Origin of the sequence: Pontivivens marinum (assembly GCF_900231835.1) — a bacterium.
Classification (GTDB): Bacteria; Pseudomonadota; Alphaproteobacteria; order Rhodobacterales; family Rhodobacteraceae; genus Pontivivens; species Pontivivens marinum.
In genome coordinates, this window is record NZ_OCTN01000006.1 from 29,065 (window position 1) to 41,804 (window position 12,740).

13 protein-coding genes and 1 riboswitch are annotated in these 12,740 nt (G+C 62.3%); of the genes, 5 read left to right on the forward strand and 8 right to left on the reverse strand.

Annotated features, from left to right (window positions below; all coding sequences use genetic code 11):
* Nucleotides 1-7: 7 nt before the first annotated feature.
* A complete protein-coding gene (locus tag CR254_RS13445) occupies nucleotides 8-1,549 on the forward strand; it encodes a ShlB/FhaC/HecB family hemolysin secretion/activation protein (protein WP_097930849.1) in 1,542 nt (513 codons plus the stop codon).
* A complete protein-coding gene (locus CR254_RS13450) occupies nucleotides 1,546-2,010 on the forward strand; it encodes an invasion associated locus B family protein (protein WP_180955996.1) in 465 nt (154 codons plus the stop codon). Before CR254_RS13445 ends, CR254_RS13450 begins: the two co-directional genes overlap by 4 nt.
* Here CR254_RS13450 and CR254_RS13455 read toward each other — a convergent pair.
* The 8 genes from CR254_RS13455 to CR254_RS13490 all read right to left on the reverse strand — a co-directional run bounded on the left by CR254_RS13455 (nucleotide 2,007) and on the right by CR254_RS13490 (nucleotide 8,372).
* Nucleotides 2,007-3,044: a FecCD family ABC transporter permease gene (locus CR254_RS13455; protein ID WP_097930852.1), complete on the reverse strand. Its 1,038-nt coding sequence runs from the start codon at nucleotides 3,042-3,044 to the stop codon at nucleotides 2,007-2,009. The two genes, CR254_RS13450 and CR254_RS13455, sit on opposite strands and share 4 nt — an antisense overlap.
* Nucleotides 3,041-3,979, reverse strand: a complete 939-nt coding sequence (locus CR254_RS13460; RefSeq protein ID WP_097930854.1) for an ABC transporter substrate-binding protein — start codon at nucleotides 3,977-3,979, stop codon at nucleotides 3,041-3,043. The genes CR254_RS13455 and CR254_RS13460 overlap by 4 nt, the downstream gene beginning before the upstream one ends.
* Nucleotides 3,980-3,995: 16 nt before the next feature.
* Nucleotides 3,996-4,769 carry an ABC transporter ATP-binding protein gene (locus CR254_RS13465; RefSeq protein ID WP_180955997.1) on the reverse strand — a complete coding sequence of 258 codons (774 nt, stop codon included), beginning with the start codon at nucleotides 4,767-4,769 and terminating at the stop codon, nucleotides 3,996-3,998.
* Nucleotides 4,766-5,008, reverse strand: a complete 243-nt coding sequence (locus CR254_RS17935; RefSeq protein WP_145996748.1) for a hypothetical protein — start codon at nucleotides 5,006-5,008, stop codon at nucleotides 4,766-4,768. Before CR254_RS17935 ends, CR254_RS13465 begins: the two co-directional genes overlap by 4 nt.
* A gap of 105 nt (nucleotides 5,009-5,113) precedes the next feature.
* Nucleotides 5,114-5,327: riboswitch (cobalamin riboswitch) on the reverse strand.
* A gap of 101 nt (nucleotides 5,328-5,428) precedes the next feature.
* Entirely contained in the window at nucleotides 5,429-6,166 is a 738-nt protein-coding gene (locus tag CR254_RS13475; RefSeq protein WP_097930860.1) for an amino acid ABC transporter ATP-binding protein, read from the reverse strand.
* Entirely contained in the window at nucleotides 6,132-6,830 is a 699-nt protein-coding gene (locus tag CR254_RS13480) for an amino acid ABC transporter permease (RefSeq protein WP_245851644.1), read from the reverse strand. Before CR254_RS13480 ends, CR254_RS13475 begins: the two co-directional genes overlap by 35 nt.
* A complete protein-coding gene (locus tag CR254_RS13485) occupies nucleotides 6,830-7,507 on the reverse strand; it encodes an amino acid ABC transporter permease (protein ID WP_097930862.1) in 678 nt (225 codons plus the stop codon). Before CR254_RS13485 ends, CR254_RS13480 begins: the two co-directional genes overlap by 1 nt.
* A 58-nt stretch (nucleotides 7,508-7,565) precedes the next feature.
* Nucleotides 7,566-8,372, reverse strand: a complete 807-nt coding sequence (locus CR254_RS13490) for a transporter substrate-binding domain-containing protein (RefSeq protein ID WP_097930864.1) — start codon at nucleotides 8,370-8,372, stop codon at nucleotides 7,566-7,568.
* A gap of 242 nt (nucleotides 8,373-8,614) precedes the next feature.
* Between CR254_RS13490 and CR254_RS13495 the strand changes: the two genes are divergently transcribed.
* From CR254_RS13495 to CR254_RS13505, 3 genes are all read left to right on the forward strand, one after another.
* Nucleotides 8,615-10,081: an aldo/keto reductase gene (locus CR254_RS13495; protein WP_097930866.1), complete on the forward strand. Its 1,467-nt coding sequence runs from the start codon at nucleotides 8,615-8,617 to the stop codon at nucleotides 10,079-10,081.
* Between the two features lie 88 nt (nucleotides 10,082-10,169).
* Complete coding sequence (locus tag CR254_RS13500) at nucleotides 10,170-11,576, forward strand: M20 family metallopeptidase (protein WP_097931062.1); 1,407 nt, start codon at nucleotides 10,170-10,172, stop codon at nucleotides 11,574-11,576.
* 23 nt (nucleotides 11,577-11,599) lie between these two features.
* On the forward strand, nucleotides 11,600-12,697 hold the full coding sequence (locus CR254_RS13505; protein ID WP_097930868.1) for a M24 family metallopeptidase: 1,098 nt from the start codon (nucleotides 11,600-11,602) through the stop codon (nucleotides 12,695-12,697).
* Nucleotides 12,698-12,740: the final 43 nt, after the last annotated feature.

Here is a 12,740-nt window from a genome sequence, read left to right on the forward strand (position 1 = left end):
TGAAGCTATGATGTATCGTTCTGCCGCTACGCTGGCCCTGATCTGCGCCGCCGATACCGCCCGTGCCCTGTGCGCGCCGGAACCGGGGGCGCAGATGCTCAGCCAGATTACCATCACCAACAGTTCCGGCGGGGGGCAGTCCGGCTATCTGTCGCCGGATGTGCTGTCGGAAATTGTGGTGCAGGGGCGCACAACCTGCCCCGCCACGGTCGCCGGATTGACCGCCATAGCCGAGGAAATCAACGCTGCCTATGACGCAGTCGGGGCGCGTCTGGCCTTTGCGCAGCCGATCACGCTGAACGGAACGGTGGGCGGGGTTGAGCTGGTGGAAATCACCTATGGTCAGGTGATCGTCACCCCCACCGCCGATACGGACCCCGATTACATCCTGCGCCGTGCCGGTGCGCGCGCGGGCGATCTGGCCGATCTGGAGGCCTTGCAGGCGCGGCTGGCAACCTTTCCCGAAACCGAGGATATTCGCGTCACGGCCGAGCTGGACCCCGGCGCGGCGGAGGGCACGACCGATCTGGCGTTAAGCGTGGAGGAGCCGGAGCCGTGGGTTTACGGCCTGACCCTCAGCAATGATGGCGCGCCAGAGGTTGGTGAATGGCGCGCGGGCGCCAGCATCACCCGCACCAGCCTGACGGGTCTGCGTGATCCGCTAACCATGTCGGTGCGCGGGGGGCAGGGAAACCGCTCGCTGTCGCTGGGCTATTCCCGCCCCGTTGGCGATGATGGCACGCGCATTTCGGGCGGGCTGTCGGTGGAGCGGAATGCCTTTGTCAACGCAACCGCACCGATTGATGATCTGGTGAACCGGACGCAAACGCTGACGCTGGGCGTCTCGCATCCGTTGCGCGCGGGGGATGAGGGCAGCGATATTCTGGAGGCGGGTTTGGTGGTGACGCGCGAACGCTCGGACCTGCTGGGCGTTTCGATTACCGAGCAGGACGTGGCCGAGCTGTCACTGGGCAGCAGCCATGTTTGGCGCGTGGCGGGGGAATCCGTTACCGCGCTCAGCCATCGGATCGGGTTTGCGCGGCTGGATGACGGGGTGGTTGGCGCGACCGATGATATTATCCGCTGGTCCGGCACCGCCCTGCATGCCCGCCTGCTGAACGAGGATTGGAGCCTGACGGGGCAATTCAACTGGCAATTCTCCAACGGGCCGGTCGCCGCCGCGCAACGGTTCAGCGTGGCCGGTGCGCAGGCCGTGCGCGGATATCCCGCCAGCGAGAGCGGCAGCGATGCCGGTTATTCCCTGCGGGTGGAGCTGTCGCGCGACATTCCCCTGACGGACGGGCCGGACCTGAGCGGTTTCGCTTTTATCGATGCGGGCCGCAGTTGGGACCGTGTAACGGGGGGCGGATCGGTGGCGAATGACCCGCTATATTCCGCCGGATTTGGCGTGGTGATCGGGGTGCCCTTGGCGGCAGACGGGCCGCGGATGGATATGCGCATCACCGCCGCGATCCCGCTGCGCGAGACGGCAACCTTTACCGATAATGGCGATGTGGAATTGCTGGTCGCGGCGGGGGTCAGCTTTTGATCCGGCTGCTGGCCCTGCTGTTGCTGGTCGGTCCTGCGGCGGCGGAGGAAGTCGCCCGCCACCGCGATTGGTCGCTGGATTGCCGTGCCGTGGCGCAGGGGGAAACCTCATGCGTTTTGGCGCAACGCTTGGTCGCGCCCGGGGATGACGCCGAGATCGCGCAGATTGTCCTGCGCCGGAATGCGGGCGGCACGGCGTTGGTCCTGCGGGTGCCAACGGGGGTGAACCTGACGCAGAACGCGGCGTATCGCGTGGATGGTGGCGCGGGAATGCCCCTGCGCTGGACCGCCTGCGATGCGCAATATTGTTTGGCCGTCGCGCCGTTGAGCGATGGGCAGCTGGACGGCTTGCGCGGGGGGATCACCGCCACCTTTGGCTATCAGCCCTTGGCGGCGGATCAGGCGGTGCTGTTCGATGCGTCCCTGTTGGGGATCAGCGCGGGGTTGGCCGCGCTGGACTAAGCCTTGCGCCGCAGCAGCCAGATAAAGAACGCGCCGCCGATCAGGCCGGTGACGATGCCGATGGGAATATCCTCGGGCGCCATCAGCGTGCGCGCGGCGATATCCGCCCAGATCAGGAAAATCGCGCCCACAAGCGCCGAGGCAGGCAGCACCCGCGCATAATCGCCCCCGACCATCATCCGCACGATATGCGGGATCATCAGGCCGACAAATCCGATAATGCCCGAAAACGCCACCATCACACCGGTCAGCAGCGCCCCGACGATAAAGACAGCCAGCCGGAACCGTGCCACCGGAATGCCCAGCGTGGACGCCGTCTCATCCCCGATGGTCATCGCGTTCAGCCGTCCGGCATTCATCATAAACCACGCCGCACAGCCCAGCAGGATCACCGCCGGATAGATCAACTGGTCCCATTGCGCCAATCCCAGCCCGCCCAGCATCCAGAACACCACCGTATGCGCGGCCCGTGGATCGCCCAGGAAAATCAGCACGTTGGCGCAGGACATGACGATAAAGGACACCGCAACACCGGCCAGAACCAGCCGGTCGGCGCTGGTCGCCTGCGCAAAGCTGGACACGCTGAGCACCAGAAACGTCGCCCCCAGCGCGCCCAGAAATGCCATTAGCGGCACCGTCAGCAGCCCCAGAAACAACCCCGTATGCAGCAGCGCGAGGATCGCGCCGAACGCGCCACCGGCGGAAATGCCCAGCAGATGCGGATCGGCCAGCGGGTTGCGCGTGACCGATTGCAGGCTGGCCCCGACCAGCGCCAGACCCGCCCCCACCATCGCCGCGAGCAGCGCACGCGGCAGGCGGATTTGCCAGACGATGGCCTGTTGGCCCGTGGACCAATCCGGCGTGACCAGTGCGGGGGACAGGTGGTGCGCCATGATCCCCCACACCGTTTGCAGCGGCACCACGACCGCGCCCACGCTAACCGCGACGCAGATCGACAGGCCCAGCAGCGCCAGACCTGTGATCATCACCGATGGTACGATAATTTTGCGCCGTGTGGCGGGGGGGATGCTCATTGTTGCCAGAAGGCCTCGGCCAGGGTTCGCACGGCCTGAATGTTACGCGGGCCGGGGGTTGCCTCGACATATTCCAGCACGACAAAGCGGTCATTCTGCACGGCGGACATATTCGCAAAGGCGGGGTTTTCCATCATGAAGGCGCGCTTCTGTTCCGCAGTCACATCGCCGTAATTGATGATGACGATGATTTCCGGATCACGCTCTACCACGGCCTCCCAACTGACGGTGGCCCAGCTTTTCTCGAAATCGTCCATGATATTCACACCGCCCGCCGCCGCGATCAGCGCGTTTGGCATGGCATAACGACCGGCGGTAAAGGGGGTATCCTCGCCGCTATCATAGACAAAGGCCCGCGGCGCATCGCCATCGGTGGGCAGTTCCTCAAGGATCGCCGCCAGTTCCGCACGGTAGCCCGCAACCAGAGTTTCCGCCCGATCCGACACGTCGAAAATCGTGCCGAGATTCAGCAGGTCGGTATACATATCCTCCATGCTGGCAACGGGTTTATCCATGATATGTGCGCAGCTTTCATATAGCTCGTACACATCGATGCCAAAGGGTTGCAGGGTTTCGGGCGTTACCTCGCCCCCCACGCGCATGCCGTAATTCCAACCGGCGAAATAGAAATCGGCACCGGCGCCCAGCAGCACCTCCTTGGACGGATAACGCTCGGCCAGCTCGGGCAGTTCGCCCACGCCTGCGCGCATTTCGGCGTCTAGCTTGTTCCAGCCATTGATGCCGGTATAGCCGACCATGTGATCGGTCAGGTCCAGCACCAGCATCATTTCCGTCAGGTTCACGTCATTGGACACGGCGGCCTGTGGCACGGCGTCGAATGTGACCTGCCGGTTGCAGCTCTCCACCGTGACCGGATGGGCCAGCGCGGGGGTGGCCAGTGCCAGCAGGGACAGGGTGGTCAGAGTCGTTTTCATGCGTGAATTCCGGTTCTTACAGGTGAAAGGTCAGGTGCGCGTCGCCGCTGGGATGTAGGTGTTGCCGCTGTGCGCGCACGCCAAAGGATCGGGCGATCATTTCCTCGGTCAGGACGTGATCGGGGGGGCCGAAGGTCAGCATCTCGCCCTTGGACAGGACCAGCACATCATCAGCATGGGTCGCGGCCAGATTGATGTCATGCAGGCTGGTGACGATGGTGGTGCCTAGCCCCTTGATAAGGATCAGAACTTCGAGCTGGTGGCGGATATCCAGATGGTTTGTCGGCTCGTCCAGCACCAGCAGGCGCGGCTGTTGCGCCAATGCGCGCGCGACCATAACCCGCTGACGTTCGCCCCCCGACAGGGTGCCGAACATCCGGTCCGCGAAATCAGCCAAGTTCAATTGCGCCAAGGCATCCATCACGATGGTCGCATCCCGCGCGCCCCCGCTGGCAAAGGCGGACAGGTGCGGTGTGCGGCCCAGAGCCACAATCTCACGCACGGTCAGGGCGAAATCGGTGGGTTGCTCCTGCAAAACCACAGCTATATTGCGCGCCACGTCGCGCGCCGACATGGTCCAGATATCGCGATCATCCAGCAGAACCTGCCCCGTATCGGGCCGCAAAAACCGGTAGAGCAGCCGCAGCAGCGTGGATTTGCCCGCGCCGTTGGCCCCGACAATCCCCAGAATGCGGCCCGCGCCCACCTCGAACGAGGTCGGGTGCAGCACCGGCAGATCCTGTTTCGGACCCCAGCTCAGATCCTGTACGCGCAGTGCGGCGGCGGTCAATGGACGGTTCCCGCACTGGCCTGCCAGACCGGCGGCCCGACATGATAGCGCAGACTGCATTCATGGCCGTCGCAATCCGTCATGACCTGCCCCGAGATTTCAAAGTCAGCCGCCAACACGCCATCCGCCACATTCAGCGCCGCGTGCAAATGCGCGGTCAGATTGCGGGCGGCACGACATTGCGTGCACGGATGTCGGCACGATGTGTGAACGGTAATTTTGTGTTTGGTTCGGTCCATGCAGCCCTCCGTGGCGCAGCGGGGCGAGAAGGGAAGCATATATTTGCGCAGGCGCGGTGCCTGTAGAAACCATCATGACCTCCTGTCCGGACGCCCCGCCCGGGTCGAGTTTCAACGATGATGGCAGGTCTCCTGACTTGTGGGTCAATGCTGTCCCGATCCTTCCCGGCCGGTTGGCCAGTGGGTTGTTCGGGGTCGCTCGCCACTCACAGTTGCGGGGGCAGTCACGGATTCGGTGCCGTTTGGCGCGTCCTCACCGTATTCCCTTTTCATTCCTTCGCCCTAACGGACGTCAGAAACCATCGCAGGTACGTTTGCGCGGCGCAGCAGTTTGGGTCAAGGGTAAATTATGTAATAAGATAACATTTTGGCGCGCGCCCGAATGAGAGAGCGCGCGCCAACAGGGATAGGTCGGCGGTATTATCCGCGTAGCACTTTGCCGAAAAAGTCGCGGGCGCGCTCGCTGTCCGGTGCATCGAAGATTTTGGCCGGGGGGGCGGCCTCGATCACTTTGCCCTGATCCATGAACACCACCTTTGACGAGACCTCGCGCACGAAGGCCATTTCGTGGCTGACCAGCAGCATGGTCATCCCCTCGGCCGCCAAACGACGCACTGCGTCCAGCACCTCGTTTACCAGTTCGGGGTCCAGTGCCGATGTTACCTCGTCCAGCAACAGGATTTCGGGGCGCAGGGCCAGCGCGCGGGCAATGGCGACGCGCTGTTGTTGGCCACCGGACAACTCATCGGGATAGGCGTGAGCCTTGTGCGCCATGCCGACCAGATCGAGCAGGTCCATCGCCTCGGCCTCGACCTCCTGCCGTTTGCGGCCCTTTACCCGACGGGGGGCGAGGGTGACGTTGCCCAGAACGCTCATATTCTGGAACAGGTTATATTGCTGGAACACGATCGCCATGCGGTCGCGGGCGGCGCGCACCGATCGGGACGAGCGGTAGTCGATCGAGGTTCCGTCCACCTCGATCCCGCCGCCGGTCACAGGGGTCAGCCCGACCAGCGTGCGCAGCACCGTTGATTTGCCCGAACCTGACGGCCCGACAAGTGACACCACCTCACCCCGATCCACGTCGAAGCTGATGCCATGCAAAACGTCGAGGCTGCCGTATTTAGCGTGGATTCCGTTTACCGCGAGGTGTGGCAAGGCGTTTCTCCAGATGTTGGCCCAGCATGCTGAGCGGGAAGGACATGGCGAAGTAGCAAAGCGCGATGGTGCCAAAGACCAGCGCGCCGGAATAACCCTGATTGTTCAACTCTTTGCCGCGGAACGTTAATTCGAATACGCCGATCTGGCTGACCAGTGCGGTATCCTTGATAAACGACACGGCAAAGGCGATGGCAGGCGGCACGATCACCGGCCATGCCTGCGGCAGAACGCACAGATACATGGTCTGCAAACGGCTGAGGTTCATGGCCTGCGCCGCCTCGATCTGCGTATAGGGCACGCTGTCGATACCGCCGCGAATGATGTCGGCAGTATAGGCAATTGCGTAGATACAGATCGAGATCACAGCGATGGTAAACAGCGACACATCCGTCGCGATGGTCTGGATGAAAAACAGCACCAGATAGATCACTACCAGAAACGGAATGCGGCGGAACACCTCGACATAGGCGATGCAGGTCACGCGCAGCGGCAGCGCCCACAGACCCGGCGTGGTGCGCAGATAGACCAGCACCAGCGCCAATCCGAACCCGATCAGACATCCCATCAGGGTCATGGACAGGGTCAGACCGGCAGATTGCGCCAGCAGCACCAGATTCTTGGCACTGAAAAACTCCGGCATTTGCGATAGAATACGCTCCATCAGAAGATCCTCGCTTTGACGCGGAACGCCCACCGGCCCAGGAGGGCAAGGCCAATCGACGCGATAAAGGTCAACACCACATACATCAGGGCGGCGACGGTGAAGTATTCCAGCCAGCGATAGTTGACCGTGGACAGGTTGATCGCCTGACCTGTCAGTTCATCCACGCCGATCAGCGCGCCGACGGACGTGCCCATGACCAGAATAACGATGAAGAAATTGGCCAGCGCCGGATAGATCGATTTGGCGATATGGGGCACGACGATATAGCGGATGCGCTGGGGCAGGGACATGCCCATCGTCTCGCCTGCTTCCATCTCTGCCTGTCGCACGGACAGAAAACCGGCGCGCAGGATCATGGTGAGGTAGGCGCCCGCATTCAGCGTCAGGCCGATCAGCACGCAGGCCTCGTTCGACCAGCGGATGCCGAATTCCGGCAGCGCGAAATACAGGAAGTATATCTGGATCAGCGCAGGCGTGTTGGTGATGAAGATAACGTAGATATTCACCAGCCAGCGCAGCGGCGCAGGGCCGTAGGAGCGGATTGCCGCGCCCACCAGCCCGATCAGGCAACCGGCGGTAAAGGCAAAGACGCCAAGTTGCAGCGTCAACCATGCGCCCTCGAGCAGCACATCGAAATTGCGCCAGACGACGTTGAACTGAAAGTTGTAATTCATGTGACCTGCCCGTTGGGGAGGGCGCGCACGGTTGCGCGCGCCCTGTTATTGCGTGGGATCAGAACCAGGGGGTGACGGGAACTTCGCGCAGCATCGGCGCGCCGTAGTTTTCCTCCCAAACGGTGGCGATGGTGCCGCCGCTGTTCAGATCGTACAGGATGATGTTCAGCACTTCGGTCAGGTCATCATTGCCCTGACTGACGCCCAATGCGCAGTAGGCCACGAAGATAGGCTCGGGCAGAACGCGCCAGTTCACCGCGTCGTAATTTTCGGTGAAGCCCATGAAGAAATCGACGTTTTCAACGATCGCATCGGCACGGCCCTGTGCAACCATGCGCACGGTGTCGGCGATGGAATCGACCAGCTCGGTTTCCGTTTCGGGCATGTTTTCCTCAGCCCAGCCAACGGTCCAGTTGCCGCGCATATTGGCCAGCGTGATGCCGTCGCGGTTGAAATCTTCCCAAGTGTCGCCCTCGACCGCGTCGGTGGTCAGAACGGCCAGAACCTCGGTGTGCAGGGGCGCGGTGAAGTCGATCAGCTTGGCCCGTTCGGAATTGCGGGTCAGCGCGCCCATGGACACGTCGATGCGGTCCGAGACCAGAAACGGCACGCGCTGTGCGGTTTCGGTTGGCACCCACTCTACCTCAACGCCCAGACGCTCGGCGATCATGGTGCCGATATCGATGTCGAAGCCTTCCCACTCACCATCATCATTGCGGGTGCTCATATTCGGGAAGTTGGGGTTGATGCCGATGCGGATTGTGCCGGCGGACAGGATGTCCTCCAGCGGTTTTGCCTGCGCGGTTGTAAGCGCGGTCAGGCTGAGGGCGAGTGCTGCGGCACCTGCGATAATCCAGTTGTTCATGGTCCTACTCCTGTCGGATTCCGGTACAAGAGGCGGGAGGCCACTCTGTCCGGATTTGTTCGTTATGCGCACAAATGTACGAAATAACTGTGTGACGCAGATTGCAATGCGTCAACAATTTTTTCGAAATTATGCGGAAAACTGTCACATAGCCTATCTGCACGCCGTGCGAATCCTGTGTTGACGGGGGGTGATGGCTTCGCCACTCTCTCCAAATCGAACAACTGTACGAAAGTAGCCAGATGACCCAGCCCCTCGACCAGATCACCCTGCCATCCGGCCTATCGTTGTCGCGCATCGTCACCGGCCTGTGGCAAATGGCCGATCAGGAACGGGATGGCCGCGCCGTCGATCTGGACCAGATGGCCGAGGCCCTGGCCGGTTATGCGCGTGAGGGGTTCACCACCTTTGACATGGCGGATCATTACGGCAGCGCGGAAATCGTGGCGGGTCGTGCGGCAAAGATTCTGGCGGCGGAGGGCGGACCCACCCCGACCATCCTGACCAAGTGGTGCCCCGCCCCCGGCCCGATGGATGCAGGCACCGTGCGCAAGGGTGTCGAAACCGCGCTGGAGCGGCTGGACACGGATTGCGTGGACGTCATGCAGTTCCATTGGTGGCAGTACCAGTCGCCCGAATATCTGGATGCGTTGACGGAACTGATGAAGCTGCGGCAGGAGGGTCTGATCGGGCATATCGGCCTGACCAATTTCGACGCCGCGCATCTGCGCATGGTGCTGAAGCAGGGCATCGAGATTGCGACGAACCAGGTTTGCTTCTCCGTCCTTGATCGACGGGGCGCGGGTGAGCTGACATCGGTGGCGGCGGAGCATGGCGTCGGCCTGCTGGGATTTGGCACATTATGCGGCGGCTACCTGTCTGACCGGTCACTGGGCCAGCCGAAACCGGCCGAGATTACCGACTGGAGCCGTATGAAATATATGCGTTTTGTCGAGGCAGCAGGCGGATGGGACCGGTTTCAGGGCCTGCTGGGAACACTGGCGGAGGTTGGCAAACGGCATGGTGCCTCGATCTCGAACGTGGCCAGCCGCTGGGTGCTGGATCAGCCCGCAACGGCAGGGGTTATCGTGGGGGTGCGGCTGGGTGAAAACAGCCATCGCGACGATAACCGCCGCTTGCTGGATCTGGAATTCACCGAGGAGGATCGCGCCCGGATCGCCGAGGCGACGGCCAAGATGGATTCGATCCCCGGCGATTGCGGCGATGAATATCGTAAGCCTCCGTTCCTGACGGCCTCGGGTGATCTGAGCGACCATCTGGAGGCGCTGCCCCCTGTCATGACATCGCGCCCCGTGCCCGCCCGGCCCGCGCGGACCTTGGCGGAGAGCGGGTCCATCTGGGAGGAGAAGGCCGGTTTTGCCCGCGCGATCCGCAAGGGGAACCGCATTCTGGTCAGCGGCACCACCGCAACCGATCCCCATGGCGGCACGGTTTGCGCAGGTGATGCGCAGGGGCAGGCGGTCTATATTCTGGACAAGATTACCGGCGCACTGTCCACATTGGGCGGCCAGATCGAGGACGTGATGCGCACCAGAATCTACCTGACGGATGAGTCCGATTGGCAGGCGGTTTCGGCGGTGCATGAACGCTATTTCGGGGATATCCGGCCCGCAAATACGCTGATTGTGGTGGCCAAACTGATCGGTGATTACGCGGTGGAGATCGAGGTAGAGGCAGAGCTGGACTGATCCGGCGTATCATTCCGCACTGTGCTTGACACTCCGCGTCATATGCGAACACATGTTCGCATTGATTGCGTCACAAATGGAATTTGATATGTCCAACGAAAACCCCCTCTGGCCGCTGGTCGATGCCAAGAAGCAGGACTTTTTCGCCTTGGCCGACCGTGTGTGGGACACGCCGGAGCTGCTTTATAAGGAGCACCGCTCCGCCGCCGCGCACCGCGAAATGTTGCAGGCTCAGGGGTTCCGCATCACCGATAATGTTGCGGGAATCGAAACCGCCATGATGGGTGAGGCGGGCGAGGGCGGTCCCGTGATCGCAATTCTGGGCGAGTATGATGCGCTGCCCGGTTTGAGCCAGAAGGCAGGCGTTGCCGAACCCGACGCGGTTGAGGCAGGCGGCAGCGGCCATGGCTGTGGTCACAACCTGCTGGGGTCCGGCGCATTGCTGGCGGCCACGGCGGTCAAGGACTGGTTGGCGGCGAACGGCCTGCCCGGGCGTGTCCGCTATTACGGATGCCCGGCTGAGGAGGGCGGCGCGGCCAAAACATTCATGGTGCGCGACGGCGTGTTCGACGATGTGGATGCGGCGCTGTCATGGCATCCGTTCAACTTTAACGGCATCCTGCCGCCGCTGACGCTGGCCGTGGCGATGGTCGATTTCCACTTCAAGGGCCGCACCGCCCATGCCGCCGTTGCCCCGCATCTGGGTCGCAGCGCGCTGGACGCGGTGGAGCTGATGAATGTGGGCGTAAACTATCTGCGCGAACATGTGCCGCAGGACAGTCGTATCCATTATGCCGTGACCAATTCGGGCGGTATCGCCCCCAATGTTGTGCAGGAAAACGCCACTGTGCGCTATTCTGTCCGCTCGCTGAAGCGGCAGGACATGCAGTCGCTGGTGGAGCGTGTGACCAATGTTGCCCGTGGTGCGGCGATGATGACAGATACGACGGTGACTGTCGATTTCATCTCTGCCATGTCAGAAATGCTGGACAATCCGCCGCTATACAAACTGCTGCAAAGTCATATGGAGGCCGCTGGCCCCGCGCAGATGGACGCCACCGATCTGGCCTTTGCCAAGGATATTCAGGCCACGGTGGGCGCGGAATCGATCGACGCGGCCTATCAGGCATCGGGTGTGCAGCCCAGCGATGCGGTGATGCATGATGGCGTTATCCCTTATGAAACGCGGGGCGTGCCGATGCTTGGCTCGACCGATCTGGGTGATATCAGCTGGAAGGTTCCCTTTGCCCAGTTGACCGGAGCGACCATGGCAATTGGCACCACGTTGCACACATGGCAAACTACGGCGCAGGGTAAGTCACCCGCCGCGCATAAGGCGATGGCGCAGGTGTCCAAGGCGCTGGCCGGTGCGGCGGCGGAATTGCTGACCAAACCGCAGGTTCTGGCCGAGGCAAAGGCCGATTTCCGCGAGCGTACCGCCCGCACACCCTATCAAAGCCCACTGACCCCCGACGCCAAACCGCGCGTCGCGTGAGGAAGTCAAATGAGGAATATAAGATGAGCCGTACTCAACACAGACTTTCCGCGATCCGCGCCGCAATGGCCAAACAGGGTGTCGGGCTGGTGGCGCTTGGCCCCGGTGCGCATATGCATTGGGTGCTGGACTGGCACCCCCACCCCGATGAGCGTTTGACCATTCTGGCCATCGGGCAGGACAGCGCGCATTTCATCGTGCCCTCGGTCAATGCCACACAGGCGGAGGCGCATTCGGGAATGCCGCTGCTGACATGGCGTGACGAAGACGGGCCGCGTGGCGCGTTGCTGGCGCTAAAGGAGGTGATCGGTGACGTCAGCGCGGTTGTGCTGGACGAAACCATGCGGACCGATTTCTCGCTGCCGATTCTGGATGTGTTTACGGGGGCGAAGCCCGCCTTTGCCGACGGATTGGTCGGTGATCTGCGGATGCTCAAGGATCATGCGGAACTGGACGCCCTGCGCACCAGTGCCGCCGTGGCCGATCGGGCGATGCAGGCCGGACTGAACGCGCTGCGCCCCGGTTTGACCGAATTGCAGGCCGCGCAGGTGATCCGCGACCAGTTCGCGGAACAGGGTGCTGCCATCGCCTTTACCCTATGCGCCAGCGGGCCGAACGGGGCATTTCCACATCATTCAACCGGCGACCGTGTCCTACAGGATGACGACGCGGTGATGTTCGATATCGGTGCGGGCTATGGCGGGTATCCCAGCGATATGACCCGCATGGCCATTCTGGGCGACGGGCCCGAGGGCTATGCCGAGATCCACGATATTGTGGAGCGCGCATGGCAGGCCGCCGCAGATGCGGCGCGCCCCGGTGTTGCCGCGCATGTGGTCGATGATGCCGCGCGGCAGGTTATTACCGATGCGGGCTATGGCGAATATTTCGTCCACCGTACCGGTCACGGCATGGGGTTGGAAGTTCACGAACCGCCCTATCTTACCTCCTCCTCCGAAACCGTGCTGCGTGAGGGCATGGTCTTTTCCATCGAGCCGGGGATCTACATTCCGGGTCGCTTTGGAATACGGTTGGAGGATATCGTTATCCTGCGCGCAGAGGGGGTCGAGGTTCTGTCCTCGCTGCCGCGACAGGTCCACCGATCGAACCGCAAGGTCTGATTCAACGAGGTCCGAAAATCGGACCCGCAACCGAAACAACAGG

Bases quoted from the DNA above. Each gene is read 5' to 3' on its own strand.
- CR254_RS13445 (WP_097930849.1), top strand. From the start codon at position 8: ATGATGTATCGTTCTGCCGCTACGCTGGCCCTGATCTGCGCCGCCGAT.
- CR254_RS13455 (WP_097930852.1), bottom strand. From the start codon at position 3,044: ATGAGCATCCCCCCCGCCACACGGCGCAAAATTATCGTACCATCGGTG.
- CR254_RS13460 (WP_097930854.1), bottom strand. From the start codon at position 3,979: ATGAAAACGACTCTGACCACCCTGTCCCTGCTGGCACTGGCCACCCCC.
- CR254_RS17935 (WP_145996748.1), bottom strand. From the start codon at position 5,008: ATGGACCGAACCAAACACAAAATTACCGTTCACACATCGTGCCGACAT.
- CR254_RS13480 (WP_245851644.1), bottom strand. From the start codon at position 6,830: ATGGAGCGTATTCTATCGCAAATGCCGGAGTTTTTCAGTGCCAAGAAT.
- CR254_RS13485 (WP_097930862.1), bottom strand. From the start codon at position 7,507: ATGAATTACAACTTTCAGTTCAACGTCGTCTGGCGCAATTTCGATGTG.
- CR254_RS13490 (WP_097930864.1), bottom strand. From the start codon at position 8,372: ATGAACAACTGGATTATCGCAGGTGCCGCAGCACTCGCCCTCAGCCTG.
- CR254_RS13495 (WP_097930866.1), top strand. From the start codon at position 8,615: ATGACCCAGCCCCTCGACCAGATCACCCTGCCATCCGGCCTATCGTTG.
- CR254_RS13500 (WP_097931062.1), top strand. From the start codon at position 10,170: ATGTCCAACGAAAACCCCCTCTGGCCGCTGGTCGATGCCAAGAAGCAG.
- CR254_RS13505 (WP_097930868.1), top strand. From the start codon at position 11,600: ATGAGCCGTACTCAACACAGACTTTCCGCGATCCGCGCCGCAATGGCC.